The organism is Roseobacter sp. SK209-2-6, from assembly GCF_000169455.1.
Taxonomy (GTDB): domain Bacteria; phylum Pseudomonadota; class Alphaproteobacteria; order Rhodobacterales; family Rhodobacteraceae; genus Pseudophaeobacter.
In genome coordinates, this window is record NZ_AAYC01000006.1 from 75,773 (window position 1) to 97,564 (window position 21,792).

The window sequence follows — 21,792 nt, forward strand, 5'->3', positions numbered from 1 at the left end:
GTCCTTCTTAACAACAGGGAAATTTAACTTGGGCCAATCGCTCGGCCTGTTCGGGTGTCAGGGCGAACATCCGACGCATGCGCGTGGCGATTTTACTGAGTGACTTCATGAGATCTCCTCCTGGCGGGTTCGCAAAAGGGTGTCGTAGGCGTCTGGTGTATCGACGTCGGCATAAAATCCCGGAGCCGACAGTGCGTGAAACTGGACCTGGTCCGGATTGGCACGGGTGAATATTTTGCAGCCGGGCGACTGTGGATCGGCCAAGAGCCGTGGCCGCAGCCTGGCAGGCACCACAATGGGGTTGCCGCGTTTCTGGTCCTGAATGGGAATGGAGATGCGCGCGGGATCCGCCGATGCATGGGCCGCAAGCAGAGCCCGCAGATCAGCGGTTGTCAAAAGCGGCTGGTCCCCCAGACCAATGAATATCAGCTCGCAGTCTTCTGCTGCCCGCAGCCCACAGGCTACGGATGTTTGCTGACCTTGGCTGTAGTCCGGGTTGACGACCGTCACGGCGGAGTTGCCCTCCAGCGCCGCTTCGATATGGTCTGCCTCATGTCCCGTAACCACCAGAACGGGCCGCGGTGTCACTTGGCTATAGAGATCTACCATATGCCGGATCATGGGGCGACCATGGACTGGCAAGAGCAGCTTGTTGCGCTCCCCCATGCGACGCGACAGGCCGGCGGCCAATATGATCACGGCGACCTCAGACATCGTTTTGGTTCGCAGTGGCTCGGCGCTCCTGCACCAGTTGCGCTAGGATCGAAAGGGCAATCTCCTCTGGTGTGATCGCCCCCAATTCCAGCCCGGCAGGGGCGTGAACGCCATCGATTGCCGATTGATTCAGGCCGGCATCCCCAAGCTTTTTTGCAAGCGAGGCATATTTCCGGCGGCTTCCGACGAAGGCCACATAGCCCGATCCGACTTCAAGGGCGCTCTTCAGGGCATCCAGATCGCCTTGGCCTTGGGTGGCCACCACGATAAAGCGCTTCTTATGCGGTTTGTTCTTGTGCGGCGTTGCGGTGACGGACCAATGGAATGTGGGCGCAAGCTCGCTCAGAGCTCTGGCCACGGGTGACGACCCAATGACCACCAATTGGGGGATGGGCAGACAGGGTTCGATGAAAATATCGACCGTCCCGCGCGACGGGCAGCCATTGCGAGCAAACTGGGTGCCATCCACTTCATCGCCTGCCGCTACGCCTTTCTCAGCCAGCAGATCCTCAGGCGCCACTGACACCAGCTGCGGCCGGCCCTCGTTCAACGCCTGAACGGCGGCGCGTTTAACCGCGCCGCGGGTGCATCCACCGCCAAGCCACCCCTGTAAAAGGGTGCCATCCGAACTCAGCAGCGCTTTTGCGCCGGGCTTGGCCGCCGTTGACCCGGCGGTACGCACGATAGTGGCAAAGGCAAAGGCTTCCTCCTTGGCGCGCAGCTCCTGCGCCGCCTCGGCCATATCGCTTGAAAGAAATTCAGCCGGTGTCATAATCTGGCAAGCTCCTTTTCCAAAGCCGCAAGATCAACAAGTGTATTGGCGGATTTGAATGCATCCAGATGCGGAAGGGCTGCGGCCATGCCCTCGGCCACCGGCGCGTAGTCTGCCCAACCTTTCAACGGGTTCAGCCAGATTATCTTGCAGCCACGCTTGCGCAGCTTCTGCAGGGCCAAACCGGTCAGTTCCGGCGCCTCGGTGTCGTAGCCGTCCGACAGGATCAACACGACACTGCGCCCATCGACAAAACGTTTGGCATATGTATCGGCAAAGCGCATCAGGGACGGCCCGATCTTTGAGCCCCCGCCAAACCCATCCGCCATCAATGACATCCGCCCAATAGCACGCATCGCGTCCTTGTCGCGCAGCACATCGGTGATGCGCACAAGGCGAGTGTGAAACAGATAGGCATCCGCCGCGTTGTCCACCCGCATGAGCCCTGCAAGAAACGCCAGGAATACCTGCGCATAGACGGTCATCGACCCGGAGACATCACAAAGCGCCACGATCTTGCGGGTGCGGTCCGGGCGACGTTTGCGCAACAGGCGCAGGGGTTCGCCGCCGCTGGCAAGGCTATGACGGATGGTTTTGCGAAAGTGCAGCCGGTCACCTTTGCGCGCAGCAATCCGGCGGCGCGATCGTTTGTCAAAGAGCGCAGCGCCAATACGGCGAGCGACCTCCTCGGCTACGGCAATTTCATCGGGTCGCACCAAGTCGCGCAGATCGCGTCGGTTGAAATTTCGCAGTTCGGTCGCAATCAGTTTACCCGTGCCATCGCTTTCTGCCTCTCCGTCTTCACTGTCGGGCGCCGTGGCGGAGCCGGAAGCTCCGGCCTCCTTGCCCTTGGCATCACGCGAGGAATGCACATCGTCGTTCTGCGCGCTCGAAACGGTTGGGGTGACCCTTTGTTTAACCCGCCCCATATCCATCCAGTAGCTGTCAAACAGATCATCAAACCGCTCGATTTCTTCCTTGCACCCCGTGCACACGGCCCGCAGCACCCGGCGGCTATCATCAGGATGGACGGCATCAACATGGGTCAAGGCAGCCAAGGCGATCTCGGCCTCGGCCACTCCAAGACGCAGCCCATTTTCGCGCAGATGGGCGATGAAACCCGCCATCCGAACAGAAGGTCCAGGATCACGGGCGGCAAATTTGGTCACACGGCTCATGCCGCCCGCCCCGCGATACGGCCTGCGACCTCTCGGGTGATCTGCGCCTGATCGCTTTGGGTTTTTAGCAAGGTGGTCAGCGTGGATTGCATCACGGCGGGATCCTCGGTGAGATCCGCAATGCCCAAGCCCATCAAAGCGGCGGCAAAATCCAGCATCTCGGCGATGCCCGGGGTCTTTTGCAACTCTTCTTGACGTAGTTTTTGCACAAAGCCGATGATCTGCTCGGCCAGACGCGCTTCGATGTCGGGGCATCGGGCCCTGAGAATGGCAAGCTCGGTCGCCCGATCAGGGTAGTCGACATAGGTGTAAAGACAGCGACGGCGCAATGCGTCCGAGAGATCACGGGTGCCGTTCGAGGTCAGGATTACGATGGGTCGGGTTACCGCTTTGATGGTGCCGAGTTCCGGAATGGAAATCTGAAAGTCGGATAGAATTTCCAATAGATAGGCCTCGAACTCCTCGTCCGCACGGTCGATTTCGTCAATCAGCAGAACCGGAGGGCTGTCCTGCGTGATCGCAGCAAGCAAGGGGCGCTCCAGCAGAAATTCCCGCGAGAAAATGCGCTGTTCGACCTCTTTTCCGGTTTCGCCATCTTCGGCTGCGGCGCGAATGGTCAGGAGTTGCCGCTGGTAATTCCATTCATAAATTGCCTGCGCTGCGTCCAGCCCTTCGTAGCATTGCAACCGGATGAGGCGCGTGTCTTCAACCTGCGACAGGGTGCGGGCGATTTCGGTTTTGCCGACGCCTGCAGCCCCTTCCAGCAACAGCGGTCGCCCAAGCGACAAGGCAAGTTGCAGGGCAACGGCAAGATCGTCAGAGGCTACATAGCCCTTTTCGGCAAGGCGGGATTTGAGATTGATCCAGGTCATGTCAATTGCAGCCAGGCGGGCAAAGCCCCGCCTGGCTATTGTCCTTAGCCGTGCAAGCCGAGGTCACTGGCGGTCTTCCAGATGCGCCAATGATCATGCGGCATATTGGTATGCGTATTGCCAAAGGCTCGGAAGGCATCCTGCACGGCATTGGAGAAACAGGGCACCCCCCCCACATGCGGGCTTTCACCAACACCCTTGGCACCGATCGGGTGATGCGGGCTTGGGGTCACGGTATAGTCGGTCTCGTAGTTGGGAACCTCCCAGGCCGTTGGGAGGAAGAAATCCATCAAGGTGCCGGTCTTGCAATTGCCCATATCGTCATAGGCAATTTCCTGCCCCAATGCGACGGCCAGCGCCTCGGTCAGACCGCCATGCACCTGACCTTCGATGATCATCGGATTGATCCGGGTGCCACAATCGTCCAGTGCATAGAAGCGACGGATTTCCGGCACACCGGTATCGACGTCAATATCCATCACACAGATATAGGCGCCAAAGGGATAAGTCATATTGGGCGGGTCGTAATAGCTAACCGCCTCCAGACCGGGCTCGACACCGGGAATTGCCTGATTGTAGGACGCAAAGGCGATCTCTTTCATGGTCTTGAAGCGCTCGGGCGCGCCTTTCACCACAAAGCGATCAACATCGAACTCCACGTCATTGTCGTGCACTTCCAGCAGATAGGCCGCGATCATCTGCGCCTTGGCACGGATTTTGCGCCCCGCCATGGCTGTTGCGGCCCCCGCCACCGGTGTCGATCGGGAGCCGTATGTCCCCAGACCATAAGGCGCAGTGTCGGTATCGCCTTCTTCTATGGTGATGCTGTCCGCTGGCAGGCCGATCTCGGAGGCAAGAATTTGTGCGAAGGTTGTTGCGTGCCCCTGTCCTTGGGAAATGGTGCCAAGCCGCGCAATGGCCGAACCCGTCGGGTGAATGCGGATTTCGCAGCTGTCGAACATGCCCAGACCAAGGATATCGCAGTTCTTTACCGGGCCGGCACCGACAATCTCGGTAAAGAACGACAGGCCGATCCCCATCAATTTGCGGGTCTTGCCAGCCTTGAAATCCTCAACCCGCTGCGCCTGTTCGGCACGCAGCCCTTTGTAGTCAACGGTGTCCAGCGCCTTGTCCCAGGCCGTGTGGTAGTCGCCTGAATCATATTCCCAGCCCAGCGCGGCGGTATAGGGGAACTGCTCTTTCTTGATAAAGTTGATCCGGCGCAACTCAGCGGCGTCCATATTCAGCTTGATCGCCAGGACCTCGATCATCCGTTCAATAAAATAAACAGCCTCGGTCACCCGGAAGGAGCAGCGATAGGAAACACCGCCCGGAGCCTTGTTGGTATAGACACCATCGACCGCTAGATAGGCGGTTGGGATGTCATAAGAGCCGGTGCAGATATTCATGAAGCCGGCCGGGAACTTGGTGGGATCCGCACAGGCGTCGAAGCCGCCATGATCCGCGGTGACATGGCAATGCAGCCCGGTGATCTTGCCGTCTCTGGTGGCAGAGATCTTTCCGGTCATGTGATAATCCCGCGCAAAGGCGGTTGTCATCAGATTGTCCATGCGGTCTTCGATCCACTTCACCGGCTTGCCGGTGACAATGGAGGCCACAACCGAGCAGACATAGCCCGGATAGGCCCCCACCTTGTTGCCAAAGCCACCACCAATATCGGGCGAGATCACCCGGATATTGTGTTCTTCAATGCCGGAGATCAGCGACACGATAGTGCGGATCGCATGTGGCGCCTGGAAGGTGCCCCACAGGGTCAGCTTGCCGTTGACCTTGTCCATTGACGCCACAGAGCCGCAGGTTTCCAACGGGCATGGGTGGGTGCGATGATAATACATGGTCTCTTCGGCCACGACTTCGGCAGTGTCGATGACCTGCTCTGTCGGTTCTTTGTCGCCAGCTTCCCATGTAAAGATATGGTTGTGATGCTTTCGGGGACCATGCGCCCCATCGGGGAGAGAGCCGTCTTCCGCCACCAGATCTTCGCGCAGAACCACGTCTGATTGCAGCGCCGCGAATGGGTCAACAACAACGGGAAGCTCTTCGTATTCCACCTCAACCGCCTCGATACCATCGGCAGCGGCATAGCGGTCTTCGGCGACGACAAAGGCGACTTCCTGACCCTGGAACAGTACTTTACCATCTGCCAGGACCATTTGCTTGTCGCCCGCCAATGTCGGCATCCAATGCAGGCCTAGAGGTTCCAGATCTGCGGCCGTCAGCACCGCTATCACACCAGGAACTTCAAGGGCTGCGGCAGCGTCGATATTGGTAATGCGCGCGTGCGCATAGGGCGAGCGGACAAAGTCGCCAAACAGCATCCCGTCCAGCTTGATGTCGTCAACATAGTTGCCCTTGCCCTGAGTGAAGCGGGCATCCTCAACCCGCTTGCGCGAACAGCCCATGCCTTTGAGATTTTCGACGCGCTCGTCGCGAGTGATATCGTCCTTCATTCTGCCGCCTCCTTGGCTGCATTCATTTCTGTGGCTGCGGCCTGAATGGATTTCACAATGTTCTGGTAACCCGTGCAGCGGCAGATATTGCCGGCCATGCCAAAGCGGATCTCTTCTTCGGTTGGGTTGGGGTTTTCTTCCAACAGATTGCTCGCGCGGGTGATCATACCTGGGGTGCAATAGCCGCATTGCAGTCCGTGATGCTCCTTGAAGGCCTCCTGCAGAGGGTGCAGATTGTCTGGCCCGCCAATGCCTTCAATTGTCGTCACCTCGGCACCATCCGCTTGGGCGGCAAACATGGTGCAAGACTTTACGGACTTTCCATTGATCGTGACGGTGCAGGCTCCGCAATGGGAGGTCTCGCAGCCAATATGCGGGCCGGTTATGTTCAGCCGTTCACGCAGCGTGTAGATCAGCAACTCACGCGGTTCAGCGAAGAACTCTTCGTCCTTGCCATTCACTTTCAGCTTGATGTGCATCTTCTTTGACATGCTGTTCTCCCTCAGGCCCGCGACCAAGCGCGTTCGATGGCGCGGCGCAGGATGATGCCCGCCACGTGGTTCTTGAATGCGACAGGGCCGCGATTGTCCTCGGTGGGATCAATGTCGCCCAGCATTGCAGCCACGGCGGCTGCCAGTGCTGCCTCGTCAACGGTCGTGCCGACAAGTGCGGCCCCTGCCGCCTCGGAATAGATCGGTGTATCGCTGAGGTTTGTCATTGCGATCGAGGCGCTGGCACAGGTGCCGCCATCTTTGACGATCTGCACCGCGGCTGCGGCTGTGGCGTAGTCCCCGATTTTGCGCTTTTGCTTTTCATAGGCATAACCGCCTGCAGGCAGTGGGATGGAAACAGCTGTCAGTACTTCCTCATCCTCACGTGCGGTCATATAGGCGGCTTCGTAGAAGTCCCGCGCCGGGATCTCACGCTCACCGTCTAGGCCGATCACTCTGAAACTTGCGTCGAGGCATTGCATCAACCCCGGCATGTCATTGCCCGGATCGCCATTGGCGACATTGCCACCAACAGTCCCCATATAACGGACCTGTGGATCGGCAATCTGCAATGCTGCTTCGCGCAGGATTGGCGCGACCTTGGCCAGCTCTGGGTGATCAATAATGTCAGCCTGCGTGACCATGGCACCGATGCGGATGGCTTCGTTATCGATCTCGACACCGGACAGGCCATCGACATCTTGAAGGTCAATCAGGTGTGGCACATCCGCCATGCGCAGCTTCATCATGGGAATGAGGCTGTGGCCCCCCGCCATGACACGCGCGTCATCGCCATGTTCCTCCAGCAGGGATAAAACCCCCGCCATATCCTTGGGTCGATAATATTCGAACGCCGCTGGAATCATCGCCTTTCTCCTCCCTAAAAGCAAATGTTCTCGCTAGGGGGAGCCTGCATACGCCCACATACTGCAGCACTAGAAAATCAATGAAACACGGGTATTTTGCACGAAATGCGCGTTAGCCTGCACGAACTGCACCGACCTGCGAAGCCAGAGCATTCTGAATGATCTTGAGCTTGGAGCGGCTGACGGGTGCTGGTGGCAAATCTGCCCCCCCAAAGATGCAGCGGCCCTTGTCCTTGGTCCGCTCAAAGCGAACCACGCGATCGGGATTGACCAGATAGCTGCGATGGGTCTGCATAAATCCGACCGTGATCAGCCGCTTGGTAGCATCGGTAATGGGCCAGGCGCAGAACAGATGCTCATCTGCTGTGTAGACCTGCGTGTAGTGCCCATCAGCGCGCACAAAGAGCACATCAGCGGAGCGGATAAAGACCTTACTCCCATCGCGCTCGCAGGGGATCTGCAAACCAACCACGGCTTCCGGCGCCGATCTCGGCTCGGACCTCGAAGCGTGGCTTGGCTCTGTGGCGGCTTCGGGTTGGGCCGAGGGGGCTACGACCAGATAGGTGACGCTGACCCAAAGGCAGGTGCCAAAGATCACAAAGCTGAAAAAGATCACTCCTAGAGCAAGTGTCTCATTGCTCATCACCGGGCCGAATTCAGCCAGACTGGGGACTGCCACGAAATTTGTTCCCGTCATGGCCAGGAAATGCACCGCGCAGACGGCAATTGCAAAGCAGAGCGTGCCCAGAAGGATATTGCGGTTTGTGCGCTGCCCATAGGCAATCCAGAAGGCCGCGATACAAAGGCCAACGGCCACGAAAGACGAGAAAGCAACACCTGAGACGGAAAAAACGGCGCGGCAGAGCTCGAGTCCAGCCATGCCGATGTAATGCATTGCTAGAATTCCGGCTCCGACAATGCCCCCGGCCAGCGTGATGATCACCGGTGTCCGATTGGCAAAATGCAGTATGATCAGCGCCGCACCGACAAGCAAAATCGCCGACAGGGCCGAAACCAGGGTGATCGCCGCGTCATAATAAAACAGAATAGGCAGTTGCAGCCCCAGCATGGCCACAAAATGCATCGCCCAAATGCCGCCCCCCAAGGCAACGGATGCAAGTGCGATAGAGGCCTTTTTCTGAAACATCGGCTTTTCTGCGAGATCCCGCGTAAGTGAAAGCCCAGTGAACCCCGCCACAAGCGCAACAAGGCAGGACATCGCGACCAAAAAGCCGCTGTGACTGGTGTTTAAAAATTCCATGCCGAGCAAGATGACTAAGACAATGACATTTTGCAAATACTCCACATCCCGCCACCAGCCAAACCGCTCATTCAGAGGTCAGATTTTTAAAGACCTCTGTGTCAATAATCTAAGTGGATGGAACACCTGAGGTTTGGGGCCAGGTCTTCAAAGTGGACGTTCGCCCAACTCGCAGCATATACAAAAATGGGCTCTAACAGGCCATTCGTCGCAGGCTCAACGAATGACCGCTTCGGGCTGCCTGCGGTCCTTGATCCCAAACAGGTGAGTGACCGGATCTGTCCCGCATTGCTGCCCGACACTCACTCTGCTGCGACGGTCTGTGGTTCACAGGTCTACCTGGCCCAGACCTTGGCTAGGCCTAAAAGACCCTTTTCGCCCCCCTTTAAAGAACCCGCCGCCCGGCGATTTTAAACACTTCGGGCGGCGGAAAACTGGAGTTTGAAACCGGAAGTGTCCCAAAGCGGCGCCAGGTCAGCTTCAGGTCCGCTTCGCCGCGCGGCGCTCACTGGGGGAATTCCAGACGGGAATAGCGCCTGTTTTTATGCCAAAAACAGCTCAGACTTCGAAAAACAAGTTGCTGCAATGGGAAGTGTCCCGCACTGCAACGCGAAGTGTCCCGCTACAGCTACAGCCGCCTCCTGGAGTCTGATAATGGCTTAATATGCACAATCTTTTGGCTTCGACAGTGTTAATGTAAAAAACATTCACTTCCTCTCTTGAAACCCGCCCTCAGGCTTCCGATATGCTGTAATGTGAAGAGCATTTACATTCACCAAAGCAATCGCGGATCTTGCCGCAGAACCTGGAGACAAGAGATGACAACCATGACCTCAACCGCCTCTGACCCTGGTCATCAGGGCTGGTTTTCCCGCAGCGAAGCCTGGCTGGACCAAAAAGGCAAAGGCGCTTGGATAGCCGCGATGGTTCTGGGCTTTGTCTTCTTCTGGCCCATTGGCCTCGCCCTTCTCTTTTACATGATCTGGAGCAAACGCATGTTCAGTAAATCCTGCCGCAGCCACAAACGCAATGCCTGGGCCCGCCATGGCATGTCCGCTATGAAGCCTTCTGGCAATAGTGCCTTTGATGCCTATAAAGCCGAAACACTTCGCCGCCTAGAACAGGAGCAGCATGATTTTGAAGCCTTCATGCAGCGTCTGCGTGAAGCAAAGGACAAGGCTGAATTTGACCAGTTCATGGATGAGCGTGCCACTGCGCCAGAGACAGAAGCCGAACTGGACAACGACGAAGAGGTCACCCAGGCCAAGAAGGTCAACTAAGTACAACCTTCTCCTGACCTCTGGGCTGTGCCGCCGCCACGGTGCAGCCTAAAAGCGGGTGTTGGTTCGAGATGGTCCAGCGCCCCAAGGCACAAAACATTGCAACAAAGGACCCCTTCCATGAGTGCCCTGCCCGACCCCGACTATCAGGCCGAATTCTACAGCGGCGTCGCCCCAAAGCGCCTGATTGCCTGGCTTGTGGACAGCCTGATCATCTTTACCCTCTGTCTCGTCACGGTTTTGCTGACGGCCTTTGTAGGGATCTTCATCTGGCCGCTGCTTTATCTGGTGATTGGTTTTGTCTACAGGACAGTGACAATTGCAAATGGTTCAGCGACCTGGGGGATGCGATTCACGGGATTGGAATTGCGTGACCTTAGTGGCAGACGCTTGGATGCGGGCCAAGCCGCCCTGCATACTGCGGGCTATAGTATTTCGCTCGCTATTCCTGTGCTGCAGGTGATCTCTGTAATCATGATGCTGACCACTGCGCGTGGCCAAGGTCTGAGTGACGCGCTTCTTGGTACGGTGATGCTGAACCGGCGTGGCTAGGAAGGCATCGAGCCCATGTCTGCGAGTCGGTGACCAGCCTGCAGTACCAACCTTGGTTCGCAAATAGCCTCAGGTTATCAGAGTGATCCGAAGCGCTAGAAAAGACTCTGTCCTGACTGGGTGTGAATGGGCCAAGCCATCGCAAGAACATCCAGTCAAGATCATGCCCCTGGTCCTGAGCCCAAAAGCGGCAACAGCCACCACGACAAGTTTTAACCGATCAGGAGGCGACTCAAGCTTTCTTGCGGCGGCGCATCCAAAACAATGCCCCGAGGCCAGTCACAACCAACGGCAAGCTTGCCGGCAGCGGCACTGGCGAAGGAGCTGCAACGCCGTAAAAATGAGTGATACTGTCAGTGCTCCAAGAATAGCTGACTGTAGCGGGGCCGGAGAGGCCCAATGTCGAAAGGCTCGCCCCAAGGGTGGTGGAACCGCCGCTAATGGCATCATTGTTGCTATAGCCAAAAGCGGTATAGACCGCGCCACCTCTGGATAGCCCCGAGGTATTTCCATAGCCAAATACGCTGCCATAGTAAGTCGTGTGTCCAATCACCGAAGGCGAAGGATTGGCAAGTACCGTTGAGCTCGCGCCACCGGTGACGGAAATACTCGCATCAAAGTGGCCCTGGTAATCGTCCATATTCCAGTAGAAATTTCGGTTCGGCTGGAAGCGGCGGTAATTCACGTTGGTTAAGCCTTGGGCAAAAGTCAGACCGGATAAGTCCAAAGAGCCCGAATACTCGGTAACAAGATTGCCGCCCTCTTCCCAAGTATATGCAATGACAGCGCCATGAGACGCAGATGCTAGTGCTGCAAATAGCCCTGACAGAGCGATTTCTCTAATTCCATTAAACATTGTGAACTCCCCTTGAGACTGACTAAGTCAAACTTTTCACTTTGTGTCAAATTTGAGGCAAATTTTACTTCCATGCTCTCCACAGTGGAAACAGTGAATTCCATTCGGGCGCATTGGTCCCGAAAAGACGCCAGTAGGCCCGCGAAAGCGTCAAAAGCACAATGACAAAGGTTGTTCAAAGCAAGCCGCGACCGCACGTTGGGAAAGTCATTCTCATGCCAAGCGTCGCTGCAGTTGAGATGGTCAGATCTGTTTTTCAGGTTTGAGCCCCTGCCGTGACGGCCAGTCAGAGATGTCGACCACATATTAACCAAAACCCCTACCGTGGTTTGCGCTTTGAAAGGACGTTGCTATCTTCTGGGCGCCATCTATTATCAAAACATCTGCCCTTAAACGGTTTTCGGATTTTCATGCGCCACACGCTTCCCATAGCACCGCAATTCTATGTAACTGCTCCGCAGCCCTGCCCCTATCTGGAGGGGCGGATGGAACGGAAGCTGTTTACAGCACTGCAGGGGTCCACGGCAGAGCAACTAAATAATTCGCTTTCACATCAGGGCTTTAGGAGGTCACAGAATGTTCTCTACCGGCCCAGTTGTTCTGATTGCGCTGCCTGCATGTCCGCCCGTATTGATGTCACCGCCTTTGAGCAGAGCCGCAGCCAGAAACGCATCCTGAAGCGAAACGACTATCTGGTACGCCGCGCAACCTCTCCCTGGGCCACCGAAGATCAATTTGATCTGTTCCGGACCTATCTCGACAGCCGCCATGCGGATGGTGGAATGGCAGATATGGATGTCTTTGAATATGCCGCCATGATCGAGGAAACCCCGATCCGCAGCCGGGTGGTGGAATATACCGAACCGCAGTTCAGCAAGCTGATAGCGGTTTCGCTGACCGATGTGCTGGAGGATGGGTTGAGCATGGTCTATTCCTTCTACAACCCGGACCTGCCCAAGCAATCCATCGGCACCTTCATGATCCTGGATCACATTGAAATAGCTCGCGAAGCAGGGCTACCCTATGTCTACCTTGGCTATTGGGTGCCTGGCAGCGCCAAGATGAGCTACAAGGAGAAGTTCTCGGGGCTTGAGGTCTATCACCAGGGCCGTTGGAAGAAGATGGAAGATCCAGAGGAGTTTTTGGACAGCGCCCATCCCCTGGCGACAGAGCCAATCTCGGAACAGGTGGCAAGCATTCAACTGCCGCAACAACCCGAGCACCGACGATAATGCAACAATTCCTCCATGCTTTTTCGCTTGTCGTACCGAGCTACGATGAGGCGATAGCCTTTTACTGCGGCACTTTGGGCTGGCAATTGGCCGAAGATGTCGACCAAGGCGATAAACGCTGGGTCCGCATTTTACCGCCAGGTTCCAGCCAGGGCAGCATAATCCTGGCCCAGGCCGCGAATGACCAGCAAAGAGCGATAATCGGTGATCAATTTGGTGGCCGTATCGGCCTGTTTCTGGTCACGGATGACTTTGTCAGAGACCATGCTGCAATGCGCGCGGTCGGAATACACTTCGAAGAAGAACCGCGCTATGAACCCTATGGCACGGTCGCTGTCTGGCAAGATCCCTTTGGCAACCGCTGGGATCTGTTGCAAATGGCCTGTGAAAGCTGAAAAACCACCCTGCCCGGTTTCTAACCCCGAATGCCATGATCCTGTAGAAACTGGTGAATCTGGCGACCGCGTTGTCCCGCCTGCGCCAGCAAGGAAGCATGTGCCTCCCGTAGTTTTTGCTTTGGCTTCAGATGCGCGTTTTTGCAAAGAAACCCTTCGATGATGTCATTTGCAGACATCAAACGATGGGTACAGGTTTCGTGTACCTCATGGAAATGGTCCCAACGATCAGGACAGCTTTCCCCTTTGGCGATGAGAGATTCAGCAACGGCTAGGATTTTCTCCAGATCGCGAATGGCCTGTGCAATCCCCGTATTCGGTCTGGGGCAAAGCGCTTCCAGATCCCTCTGTTCCTGCTCCAGATCACGGCAGATCTGATTGATAGTTTGGGGTGAAAACCGGGGCAGATAGTCTTTGATCTTCTGCATATGGCTGTTGTCCCGTAGCAGCCCCGCCTGCAGAGCATTGCGGTAGAATTGGGCAGCTTCCAGATCTGGCTTCAACTTCCGGATATGGAAATTTGCCTGTTTTTGCACCTCATCATAGGCCTTTTTGGCCTTCTGCCATTCGCTAACCAAGGACATGAAAAATCATCCCTTTCTTGCGCCGCTGCTCACTCCCTTAGCGACCCGGTTCAGAAAATAGCTGAAACTCCTTAATAATTTCACCCATTATTAAATCTTCGTCTCTAGGAGCCCAAACCACTGTAGATTCTGCCCCCATCCCAAAGAAAAAGGGGGCCAAAAGCCCCCCTTTCCCCAGCTCTTTTCGATCCGATCAATTCGGGATCAGATTTGGCACGATCGTGACAATGGCCGGGAACAGCCAAAGGATGCCAAGACCCACCACTTGGATCAGCACAAAGGGCAGAATCCCGCGGTAGATATGCCCGGTTGTTACTTCTTTGGGAGCAACCCCGCGCAGGTAGAACAGGGCAAATCCAAAGGGCGGTGTCAGGAAGGAGGTCTGCAGGTTCACCGCAACCATGATGGTGACCCATTTGGGGTCAAACGACCCGCCATAGATCACCGGACCAACGATTGGGATCACAATGTAGATAATCTCCAGGAAATCGAGCACAAAGCCCAGGAAGAACAGGACAAGCATCACGATCAGGAAGACCGTCATCTCATTGTCAAAGCTCTTCAGGAACTGCTGGATATAGTGCTCGCCTCCAAAGGAAATCACCACGAGGTTGAGCAGCTGAGAGCCGATCAGGATGGTGAAAACCATGGAGGTCACCTTGGCCGTTTCGCGCACCACCGGAGTCAGGACCCCGCCTTTGAACAGTACCCAGCACCCATAGAGCAGGCCAAAGAGTGCATAGAGATAGGCGCCATAGGCAAAGAAGAAGGCGATCCAGCTTTCAGCACTCACGTTGTCCTGGTTGATGCGTAGATCAAAGTTCACCCCAATGAGGATCGAGATGATCACCGCAAAGGTCGCCCAGATGATGATCTTGCCGGAACGTCCTTCATCCTGAAGCCTGCGATAAGCCGCCAGCATGATCGCACCACCCGCCCCTAGCGCCGCAGCGGGCGTCGGGTTGGTAATGCCACCCAGGATTGACCCCAGCACCGCAACGATCAGAACCAGCGGTGGAAAGACCACCCGGATCAGATCGTTTTTGGCACAACGGGCTGCAGCCTCTTTGCAGCCGTAAAGCGCCAGAACCACAGGCAAAGCGATCAGCAGGACCGTCACCCCAGCCGAAGTGGTTGGAGCAATAGCGATCACATCTATCAACAGAACCAGCAGCAGACCAATCGCCCCAAGGATCAAAGGTTTGGCATCCCGCGAAGGCGCCACACCGCGTCCGACCGCCAGGACCAGGCCCAGCAGGATGATCAGCACAGTCAGACCCGTGCCAATTGGTGCAGCCGCCGCGATCTTGGCCTCACGGGCAGCAACCAGTTCCTCTTCGGAGAGTTTCACCGCCTGGGCCACGCCACCTGCAGCATCAATCTCCTGCTGCTCGGCAACCGCTGCGTCCCAGGCTTCCTGCCCATGCAGATCAATCATCGAGGCCTGGCAGTCCGCGCCAACATTGGTGCGCAGGCTGGCGGTTTGACCCGCATCAGAAAAACCAGAGACTGTTACATTCTGTGAACCAATCACACCAAAGGTGCTCAGCAGCATTGCGCCACCAATCAGAGCAGCAGGCACGCCTAGGAACCAGGTCAGGGCTTCGTTGCGCGTTACGGGCTCATTGCTGCTGGCTTCCAGTGCGACGGCCGGGGCCTTCTCTGGATTCAGCAGCGCGTAGCCAAAGGCGTAAAGCGCATAGAGCAGTGCCAGCATGATACCGGGCAGCAGAGCCGCCTGGAACAATGTCCCCACCGAGACAACCGCCGGTTCCCCGAGATAAGTGAGCGCATCAGAGCAGCCCGCCTCTTGCGCGCGGTTTTCCTGCGCGGTCGAGTAGAGGTCCCCTGCGAGGGTTCCCAGAAGAACGATCACAATCGAAGGCGGGATAATCTGCCCCAGAGTACCCGAAGCTGCAATGACACCCGTCGCCAATTCCGGGCTGTAGTTGTTGCGCAGCATGGTCGGCAGGGCCAAAAGCCCCATCGTGACCACGGTTGCACCTACGATACCGGTGGAAGCCGCCAGGAAGGCGCCGACAACCACGATGGAAACCGCAAGCCCCCCGGGCAATGGGCCAAAGACCCGCGCCATAGTTGTCAGAAGATCATTGGCGATCTTTGAACGTTCCAGGGTGATCCCCATCAGAACAAACATCAGAACCGCCAGAAGTGTCTCGATCGAGGCACCGGCCAGAACGCGCTCGTTCATGCGGTTCACGATGAAAGAAACGTTACGGTCCAACGCCACTTCCCACCCGCGGGTAAAGACCGGTTCGGCCACTCTGGGCAGATCCGGATAGCGGAAGACCGAAATCACATCGGCCTTGACGCCGCTGTCCACCAATGTGCGATAGGCCTGGGAAGAGGTGTCTATAGCCTGGTGGATCAGGAGACCTGCGCTATCAAGCGAGGCGATGATTCCGAAGGAGATGATACCAGCCCCGCCAATGGCAAAGGCCACTGGAAAGCCGGAGAGAATGCCTCCAAAGAGGCAGAAGAATACGATGAGCAAGCCGATTTCGACGCCATCAAGACCAAAAAGCATATCCGCTGTCCCTTAGGTTAATGCGCGCCTTCATAGGCTTCTTCACCTTCGCCAAGGGTATCCTTGTCGAGGTATTTGTTTTCGCTGGCCTGGCCTTCGATGAACTCCAGCAGCGAGCGGTAGAAGAAACAGATCGCATGCAGGAAGACGATGCCGGCGAAACTCACCAAAAGGATCTTGAACAGGAAATACCCGTTGAATCCATTGGGGCTGAAACCGATCGTCTCAATGTTCCAGCGCAGAGCGCGTGACTTCATCACCAGACGTTCCAAAGTATCAGAGGCTGAGGGCTTCGGCACGATCAGATGACGCCAAAGGAAGTACCAGCCATACATCCAGGTCAGTACGGCGGCAGGCATCATGAAGATCAGTGAACCGACCATATCCACTACCCGTTTGGCGCGGAAACTGATGCCGGAATAGATCAGGTCTACGCGCACATGGCCGCCCTGCACGAATGTATAGGTTACACACATGCAAACCACCAAAGCGTTGTAGAGCTTCAATTCCTCGGCAAACCAGGAGATATCTTTCTCAAGCGCTATGCCAAGACCAAAGCTCATATCCGGGCGCGCAAAGATCCGTTGCATGAAGACGATAATGATCTGTTGGATCACCATGAGCAGACCGGCCCAGGCAAAGATACGCCCGATACCATTGGCAAAGAACTCCAGCCCGCGCACCATGCCCCACATGACCTGGCGACGGTAAAGGCCGATTGCGGTCAGGACCAGGAACAGGGTGAAAACGACAAAGAAGAACTCAACAGAGCCGCCGTAGTAGACAAAGCGCATGATCGCCGCTTTGTCGGACCAGTCCAACCAGAGTTCGGGATGGGTTACGGCATAGCCGAAATTGTAAAAGGCACCTGCGATATTCTGCACCAGCCACCATAGGCCGGCCAGCAGGGCCCCGAAAAAGGAAATGCCAGTTTCTTCCTGCATTTTTCCTCCGGATGATTGCTTGCAACAGGGGGCTTTGGGCTTGGCTCACCAAGCAACACCAGTAGGGCATTCCACCTGCAACAATTAAACAGAGGTCCCCCGCACTCAGGCGGGGGACCCGTTTTCTCACCTAGCTGAGTTTAGCCCAGAACGCGGTCGCGCTGTGCGGTGTAAACACCGGAGGACAGGTTCTGCCAGTTGGAGGAGGCTTTCATCGAAGCGTTGTAGCTGTCGTAGATTTTCGCGAACAGCTCATCGCCCATGTTCTCTGACATCACATCCTTGGAGGCACTACCAAAGGCATCCCAAACGCTGTCAGGGAATTCCATGACCTTCACGCCACCGGCCTGCAGACGCTGCAGCGCTGCGCCGTTGTTGTTGAGGAACTGTGCCAGGCTCCACTGATGCGCTTCGCCCGCTGCGATCTCGATGATCTTCTGGTGCGCAGGTGACAGGCTGTCAAAGACGTCGCGGTTGGTTGCCAGCGACAGAGCCGCGCCTGGCTCGTGGAAGCCCGCAGTGTAGTAGGTCTTGGTGATTTCCTGGAAACCAGCCTTTTCGTCCGCCCAAGGACCGATCCACTCGGTGCCGTCGATCGCGCCGGAAGACAGGGCCTGATAAACTTCGGAACCAGGAATGTTCTGAACGGATGCGCCCAGTTTGCCCAGCGCCTTGCCACCCAAACCCGGCATACGGAACTTCAGACCGTTGAAGTCTTCGGGGCTGTTGATCTCTTTGGAGTACCAGCCGCCGGCCTGTGCGCCGGTGTTACCTGCGATGAAGGACTTCAGACCAAAGATCTGACCCAACTCGTCATGCAGCGCATGACCTTCGCCATGGTGGTACCAGTTCAGCAGTTCCTGTGCAGTCATACCAAAAGGCACGGAGGTGAAGAAGGCATAGCCTGGGTGCTGACCTACAAAGTAGTAGTCAGCCGCGTGATACATATCCGCCTGACCGGAGGACACCGCATCAAATACTTCGAATGCGCCAACCAGCTCACCGGCTGCTTTGATTTCGACGGTCAGGTTGCCGTCGGACATTGCAGTAATGCTGTCCGCTGCGCGCTGAGCGGAATCAAACACGCCTGCCAGGCCGCGGCCCCAGGATGTCACCATGGTCAGGGTGCGTTTGCCCTGTGCATAGGCTGGTGCAGCCAGAGTTGCCGCAGCAGCGGCGGTTCCGCCCATTGCGGATGTTTTCAAAAAAGAACGACGATCCATTAGAGTAGCTCCTCCCATAAGTAGTCTCTCCGCCCGGTTGTCCCGGGCCGATCTTCTATCGAGTGGCGCTAGCCTAGCGACGTCACAGAACATGTGAATACCAAGTACTGCGTATATCACGTTGAATAGCCGATAATGCGTTGAAACTTTGCGTCATTTTCCGCGTGCCCTGGCCATTCTTGTTCCTTGGCCAGCGAAAAACACGCTTCAACACTTTGATTCGCCCGCCGGATTGCGTAACGATTCGCCCCATGGCCTCATTCCGCTCCCTCTTTCGTCCGAATTACGCACAGAAAATCTCTATTCTCGCGACCCTTCCGCTGGTGGTTGCTGTGGCCGCGATTGCCCTTTTGGTGGCCTATCAATCTCGCGCCTCCGCAGAGCGCGAGATACAAGCGCTAGAGCTGCAATTGCTTGAGGCCAAGAAAGCCGAATTAAGAAACTATGTGACCCAGGCGCGCAACGGATTTTCCCATATCTATGGGCGCGCCTCGCCAGATGATGCGGTGGCGAAGGAACGGGTACGCCAGATCCTCAGCGCGATGATCTACGGCAAGGATGGGTTCTTCTTTGTCTATGACTATGACGGCACCAATCTGGTCAGTCCCAGACAGACGGATTTCATCAATCAGAACTGGGCGGGCCTGACGGACAGCGGTGGAGTGCCCGTGGTGGATGAATTCCTGCGCCTCGCACGACAGGGCGCGGGCTGGCATACATTCATGTGGCAAAAGCCATCGACCGGCGAAGAGGCCCGGATGATCGCTTATGTGGTCGGATTGCAGGATTGGCAGTGGGCCGTTGGCACCGGCGTCTTCATCGATGATGTTCTGGCCTCCGTCGCGGCTGCGCGTGCCGAAGTGGAGACCCGTGTGCGGCGTACTTTCCTCTATATTGGCGCGATTGCTCTGGTTTCACTCATCCTGGTTTTTGCCTCGGGCATGTTTCTGAACCTGCGCGAACGCAGATTGGCGGATGCCAAGCTGAAAGAACTGACCCAGCGCGTTTTGGATGCGCAGGAAGAGGAGCGCGGCCGGGTTGCCCGAGAGTTGCATGACAGTATCAGCCAGCTCTTGGTTGGCGTGCGATTTGCTCTGGACAATGCCAGCCGCCGCTTCAAACGCGGAGAATTGGATCGCGCCATCCCCCCCCTGGACAGGGGTATCGAAAACCTTGCAACTGCCATCACTGAGGTCCGTCGCATCAGCCGGGACCTGCGGCCCGGTGTGCTTGATGATCTTGGCCTGGGCCCTGCCCTGAAAACTCTGACCGACGAATTTGCCGCGCGAACTGGCATTGTTTCCAGTTTTTCTACTGTGGTGTTTCGCAACCGCCTGGATCAGGACGCCAAGATTGCACTCTATCGGATCGCGCAAGAGGCCCTGATGAATATCGAGCGACACTCCAATGCCACCCATATGACAATGGACCTGCGCGGACATGCCAAAGGCGCCACCATGCGGATTACCGACAATGGCTGCGGCCTGCCCCCAGAGCAGGAGCGCGCAGGCCCGGGCATTGGGCTACGCAATATGCAGGAACGTATCGAGCAACTTGACGGCACCCTGCGCATTCTGTCATCACGTGGCACCCAAAGCGGCACCGTTATCGAGGTCACCCTGCCCCTTAGCCATTTGCTACCGCCAAGTGGCAGCACCGGTACAGAAATCACAGTCGAGGGTCCGTCAACGAAACTCACTGTTGCGAACGTCAACATGGGTGAGGCGCAGAGCCAAGGGGTAGAGAGCCCAAGGACAGAGGATAAGACATGAGCGATATGATCCGGGTCCTGATCGTGGATGACCACCCCATGGTGGCTGAAGGCATCCAATCCATTCTCGAAAGCTATGACGATATAGAGGTTCTCGCATCGCTTACCGATGGCAGCGAAGCGGTGGCGCAGGCCCAGACGCTAGGACCTGATGTGATCCTGATGGATCTCAACATGCCCAAGCTTGGCGGCCTCAGCGCGACCGAGATGATCCTGGAGAACCACCCGGAGACACGTATCCTGATCCTGTCGATGCACGATAGCCCCGAGTATATCTCAACTGCTCTCAGCCATGGCGCCATGGGCTATGTCCTCAAGGATGTGCCAACCGAAGAAATCAAACTGGCCATTGATACAGTAATGCGCGGGGAGCGCTATCTTTGCACTGGCGCACAGGGCGCGATGGCACCCAAAGAGGGTGAAACGCGCGAAGCGCTAACCGGGCGCGAACAGACTATTCTGCTGGAGCTGGCACAGGGGAAATCAAACAAAGAAGTCGCGCTGCATCTGGACATCTCGGTGCGCACCGTTGAGACCCATCGCAAGAATATCAAACGCAAGCTTGGCATTTCTTCGACTGCGGGCCTCACACGCTACGCATTGGAGCATGGCGTGTTGCAGGGCACCGGCCACGATTTCTAGAACCCAGCCTCAGGGTTCCCCAGAAAGCCCTTCTCCTCGCAATTGCATTGGCTTACCAAGTTGACGCCGCCCCTGATCAATCCACCAATTGATCCGAGCGTCGCCCCTCTCTGTTGTGATGAATTGGCAGCGTCCGCCCATAGAGCTGACGCGTGCGCTCTACCCCGCCACACATGCCTTCGGTTTCCACAAAAGAGAAAATCCCCACATAGCGCCGCCGCGTACCCCGCATGGGAGCAACCCTGTGCAAAGAATAGCGCCCTTTGAAGATCTGCAAATCACCGGGTTGCAGCTCCAAACGCCTGACCTGGGGGTTCTGCCCCGCCAGAACCCTGGCGACCGCTTCGAAATTCTCATTGGTGGCAGTGCGCAAGTTCGGTGCGTATTCAAACTCGCCGCCCTCCTCCGGGTTCTGGATCGCAAGGGTCACCGTAAAATTGTTGGTGTCGAAATGCCAGGGAAAGCCATCGCCTTCCTCCACCATATTGATGATCACATCGGCCAGTGGGTCGTCGTAGCGAAAGAAGTGCTCTTGCGGCTGTCCCAGCGCCTCCCGGATGAAGGGCATGAAAGATGGGGCCTCATAGATGCTGCGCAGCGGGCTGGCCGCTCCAAAATTGTCGGCCGGGATAAAACCGTTTGAGCGATCATAAAACTGTCGCAAGGGGTGTTCCGGAGGCAGACTGGGATCATCTTTGGTGAAATAGGCATTGGTGCGGGAAAAGGAATGATGCGCTTTTTCAGCGACGCTATCCCCTTCTTGGGCCAAACGCTCCACCCCTTCTTCGTGGACAAAACCGGGCAATACGGCGCAGCCATCTGTCGCTAGATCCCGGCACAGATCCGCAAGCAATTTGCGATAGGCTGGCGAGGACGGAAGATCGATCGGGTATCGTCCTAGATCCACCAAATCGCCGAGTTCTGGTTTTTGCGCCGCAGCATTACCCCTTGCCCCGCTCTGCCTCCCGCCCATGTCTCACCTCACTGCTGAGTATCTGTATGAGGGAAAGATTGTGCTCTCCTTCTGCCTAGATCTGTTTCAAAAAGGACACCAGAGTGACGATTTTGAATGATTTGGGTCAGAAATCACGCCTCAAATTTGCAAAAATGTCGCCTCCACTAGAGTGGGCGCAAGAAAAT

20 protein-coding genes are annotated in these 21,792 nt (G+C 56.6%); 6 read left to right on the forward strand and 14 right to left on the reverse strand.

All coding sequences use genetic code 11. The features are described 5' to 3' along the window. Positions 1 to 105: 105 nt before the first annotated feature. The 8 genes from RSK20926_RS10760 to RSK20926_RS10795 form a co-directional block, all read right to left on the reverse strand. A complete protein-coding gene (locus RSK20926_RS10760; protein WP_008206621.1) occupies positions 106 to 714 on the reverse strand; it encodes a nucleotidyltransferase family protein in 609 nt (202 codons plus the stop codon). Continuing rightward, the gene (locus RSK20926_RS10765; RefSeq protein ID WP_008206623.1) at positions 707 to 1,486 is read right to left on the reverse strand and encodes an XdhC family protein; all 780 of its coding nucleotides are present in this window, start codon (positions 1,484 to 1,486) and stop codon (positions 707 to 709) included. Before RSK20926_RS10765 ends, RSK20926_RS10760 begins: the two co-directional genes overlap by 8 nt. Beyond that, positions 1,483 to 2,664, reverse strand: a complete 1,182-nt coding sequence (locus tag RSK20926_RS10770; protein ID WP_037254729.1) for a vWA domain-containing protein — start codon at positions 2,662 to 2,664, stop codon at positions 1,483 to 1,485. The genes RSK20926_RS10765 and RSK20926_RS10770 overlap by 4 nt, the downstream gene beginning before the upstream one ends. After that, the gene (locus RSK20926_RS10775) at positions 2,661 to 3,536 is read right to left on the reverse strand and encodes an AAA family ATPase (RefSeq protein WP_008206627.1); all 876 of its coding nucleotides are present in this window, start codon (positions 3,534 to 3,536) and stop codon (positions 2,661 to 2,663) included. Before RSK20926_RS10775 ends, RSK20926_RS10770 begins: the two co-directional genes overlap by 4 nt. Positions 3,537 to 3,580: 44 nt before the next feature. Then, complete coding sequence (locus tag RSK20926_RS10780; RefSeq protein ID WP_008206628.1) at positions 3,581 to 6,007, reverse strand: aerobic carbon-monoxide dehydrogenase large subunit; 2,427 nt, start codon at positions 6,005 to 6,007, stop codon at positions 3,581 to 3,583. After that, positions 6,004 to 6,498, reverse strand: a complete 495-nt coding sequence (locus tag RSK20926_RS10785) for a (2Fe-2S)-binding protein (protein WP_008206629.1) — start codon at positions 6,496 to 6,498, stop codon at positions 6,004 to 6,006. Before RSK20926_RS10785 ends, RSK20926_RS10780 begins: the two co-directional genes overlap by 4 nt. An 11-nt stretch (positions 6,499 to 6,509) precedes the next feature. Beyond that, complete coding sequence (locus RSK20926_RS10790; RefSeq protein WP_008206632.1) at positions 6,510 to 7,364, reverse strand: FAD binding domain-containing protein; 855 nt, start codon at positions 7,362 to 7,364, stop codon at positions 6,510 to 6,512. 112 nt (positions 7,365 to 7,476) lie between these two features. Then, on the reverse strand, positions 7,477 to 8,625 hold the full coding sequence (locus tag RSK20926_RS10795) for an MHYT domain-containing protein (RefSeq protein WP_008206634.1): 1,149 nt from the start codon (positions 8,623 to 8,625) through the stop codon (positions 7,477 to 7,479). Positions 8,626 to 9,443: 818 nt separating this feature from the next. Between RSK20926_RS10795 and RSK20926_RS10800 the strand changes: the two genes are divergently transcribed. Both RSK20926_RS10800 and RSK20926_RS10805 read left to right on the forward strand, forming a co-directional pair. Next, positions 9,444 to 9,905, forward strand: coding sequence for a DUF2852 domain-containing protein (locus RSK20926_RS10800; protein ID WP_008206636.1), 462 nt, complete (start codon positions 9,444 to 9,446; stop codon positions 9,903 to 9,905). A gap of 120 nt (positions 9,906 to 10,025) precedes the next feature. Beyond that, positions 10,026 to 10,457 carry an RDD family protein gene (locus RSK20926_RS10805; protein WP_008206638.1) on the forward strand — a complete coding sequence of 144 codons (432 nt, stop codon included), beginning with the start codon at positions 10,026 to 10,028 and terminating at the stop codon, positions 10,455 to 10,457. Between the two features lie 232 nt (positions 10,458 to 10,689). Here RSK20926_RS10805 and RSK20926_RS10810 read toward each other — a convergent pair whose 3' ends face one another. Further along, positions 10,690 to 11,313: a VPLPA-CTERM sorting domain-containing protein gene (locus RSK20926_RS10810; protein ID WP_008206639.1), complete on the reverse strand. Its 624-nt coding sequence runs from the start codon at positions 11,311 to 11,313 to the stop codon at positions 10,690 to 10,692. 410 nt (positions 11,314 to 11,723) lie between these two features. Between RSK20926_RS10810 and RSK20926_RS10815 the strand changes: the two genes are divergently transcribed. Both RSK20926_RS10815 and RSK20926_RS10820 read left to right on the forward strand, forming a co-directional pair. After that, entirely contained in the window at positions 11,724 to 12,545 is an 822-nt protein-coding gene (locus RSK20926_RS10815; protein WP_037254734.1) for an arginyltransferase, read from the forward strand. After that, positions 12,545 to 12,940, forward strand: coding sequence for a VOC family protein (locus tag RSK20926_RS10820; RefSeq protein WP_008206643.1), 396 nt, complete (start codon positions 12,545 to 12,547; stop codon positions 12,938 to 12,940). Before RSK20926_RS10815 ends, RSK20926_RS10820 begins: the two co-directional genes overlap by 1 nt. 20 nt (positions 12,941 to 12,960) lie before the next feature. Here the strand turns inward: RSK20926_RS10820 and RSK20926_RS10825 are convergent, their stop codons facing one another. The 4 genes from RSK20926_RS10825 to RSK20926_RS10840 form a co-directional block, all read right to left on the reverse strand. After that, positions 12,961 to 13,524, reverse strand: coding sequence for a hypothetical protein (locus RSK20926_RS10825; protein ID WP_008206644.1), 564 nt, complete (start codon positions 13,522 to 13,524; stop codon positions 12,961 to 12,963). A 193-nt stretch (positions 13,525 to 13,717) separates the two neighbouring features. Further along, entirely contained in the window at positions 13,718 to 16,072 is a 2,355-nt protein-coding gene (locus RSK20926_RS10830) for a TRAP transporter large permease (RefSeq protein ID WP_008206646.1), read from the reverse strand. Positions 16,073 to 16,089: 17 nt separating this feature from the next. Further along, positions 16,090 to 17,016: a TRAP transporter small permease subunit gene (locus RSK20926_RS10835; RefSeq protein ID WP_008206648.1), complete on the reverse strand. Its 927-nt coding sequence runs from the start codon at positions 17,014 to 17,016 to the stop codon at positions 16,090 to 16,092. 140 nt (positions 17,017 to 17,156) lie between these two features. Next, entirely contained in the window at positions 17,157 to 18,239 is a 1,083-nt protein-coding gene (locus RSK20926_RS10840; protein ID WP_037254737.1) for a TRAP transporter substrate-binding protein, read from the reverse strand. A 251-nt stretch (positions 18,240 to 18,490) separates the two neighbouring features. Between RSK20926_RS10840 and RSK20926_RS10845 the strand changes: the two genes are divergently transcribed. Then, the gene (locus tag RSK20926_RS10845) at positions 18,491 to 20,011 is read left to right on the forward strand and encodes a cache domain-containing protein (RefSeq protein WP_008206653.1); all 1,521 of its coding nucleotides are present in this window, start codon (positions 18,491 to 18,493) and stop codon (positions 20,009 to 20,011) included. Beyond that, entirely contained in the window at positions 20,008 to 20,652 is a 645-nt protein-coding gene (locus RSK20926_RS10850; RefSeq protein WP_008206655.1) for a response regulator transcription factor, read from the forward strand. The genes RSK20926_RS10845 and RSK20926_RS10850 overlap by 4 nt, the downstream gene beginning before the upstream one ends. Before the next feature lie 76 nt (positions 20,653 to 20,728). Here the strand turns inward: RSK20926_RS10850 and RSK20926_RS10855 are convergent, their stop codons facing one another. Beyond that, the gene (locus tag RSK20926_RS10855) at positions 20,729 to 21,625 is read right to left on the reverse strand and encodes a HalD/BesD family halogenase (protein ID WP_008206658.1); all 897 of its coding nucleotides are present in this window, start codon (positions 21,623 to 21,625) and stop codon (positions 20,729 to 20,731) included. Between the last annotated feature and the right edge of the window lie 167 nt (positions 21,626 to 21,792).

Excerpts from the sequence above, each read along its gene's own strand:
- RSK20926_RS10850 (WP_008206655.1), top strand. The coding sequence starts at position 20,008 with ATGAGCGATATGATCCGGGTCCTGATCGTGGATGACCACCCCATGGTG.
- RSK20926_RS10795 (WP_008206634.1), bottom strand. The coding sequence starts at position 8,625 with ATGGAATTTTTAAACACCAGTCACAGCGGCTTTTTGGTCGCGATGTCC.
- RSK20926_RS10785 (WP_008206629.1), bottom strand. The coding sequence starts at position 6,498 with ATGTCAAAGAAGATGCACATCAAGCTGAAAGTGAATGGCAAGGACGAA.
- RSK20926_RS10825 (WP_008206644.1), bottom strand. The coding sequence starts at position 13,524 with ATGTCCTTGGTTAGCGAATGGCAGAAGGCCAAAAAGGCCTATGATGAG.
- RSK20926_RS10840 (WP_037254737.1), bottom strand. The coding sequence starts at position 18,239 with ATGGATCGTCGTTCTTTTTTGAAAACATCCGCAATGGGCGGAACCGCC.
- RSK20926_RS10775 (WP_008206627.1), bottom strand. The coding sequence starts at position 3,536 with ATGACCTGGATCAATCTCAAATCCCGCCTTGCCGAAAAGGGCTATGTA.
- RSK20926_RS10845 (WP_008206653.1), top strand. The coding sequence starts at position 18,491 with ATGGCCTCATTCCGCTCCCTCTTTCGTCCGAATTACGCACAGAAAATC.
- RSK20926_RS10800 (WP_008206636.1), top strand. The coding sequence starts at position 9,444 with ATGACAACCATGACCTCAACCGCCTCTGACCCTGGTCATCAGGGCTGG.
- RSK20926_RS10790 (WP_008206632.1), bottom strand. The coding sequence starts at position 7,364 with ATGATTCCAGCGGCGTTCGAATATTATCGACCCAAGGATATGGCGGGG.
- RSK20926_RS10760 (WP_008206621.1), bottom strand. The coding sequence starts at position 714 with ATGTCTGAGGTCGCCGTGATCATATTGGCCGCCGGCCTGTCGCGTCGC.
- RSK20926_RS10805 (WP_008206638.1), top strand. The coding sequence starts at position 10,026 with ATGAGTGCCCTGCCCGACCCCGACTATCAGGCCGAATTCTACAGCGGC.
- RSK20926_RS10780 (WP_008206628.1), bottom strand. The coding sequence starts at position 6,007 with ATGAAGGACGATATCACTCGCGACGAGCGCGTCGAAAATCTCAAAGGC.
- RSK20926_RS10855 (WP_008206658.1), bottom strand. The coding sequence starts at position 21,625 with ATGGGCGGGAGGCAGAGCGGGGCAAGGGGTAATGCTGCGGCGCAAAAA.
- RSK20926_RS10835 (WP_008206648.1), bottom strand. The coding sequence starts at position 17,016 with ATGCAGGAAGAAACTGGCATTTCCTTTTTCGGGGCCCTGCTGGCCGGC.
- RSK20926_RS10810 (WP_008206639.1), bottom strand. The coding sequence starts at position 11,313 with ATGTTTAATGGAATTAGAGAAATCGCTCTGTCAGGGCTATTTGCAGCA.
- RSK20926_RS10820 (WP_008206643.1), top strand. The coding sequence starts at position 12,545 with ATGCAACAATTCCTCCATGCTTTTTCGCTTGTCGTACCGAGCTACGAT.
- RSK20926_RS10815 (WP_037254734.1), top strand. The coding sequence starts at position 11,724 with ATGCGCCACACGCTTCCCATAGCACCGCAATTCTATGTAACTGCTCCG.
- RSK20926_RS10765 (WP_008206623.1), bottom strand. The coding sequence starts at position 1,486 with ATGACACCGGCTGAATTTCTTTCAAGCGATATGGCCGAGGCGGCGCAG.
- RSK20926_RS10770 (WP_037254729.1), bottom strand. The coding sequence starts at position 2,664 with ATGAGCCGTGTGACCAAATTTGCCGCCCGTGATCCTGGACCTTCTGTT.
- RSK20926_RS10830 (WP_008206646.1), bottom strand. The coding sequence starts at position 16,072 with ATGCTTTTTGGTCTTGATGGCGTCGAAATCGGCTTGCTCATCGTATTC.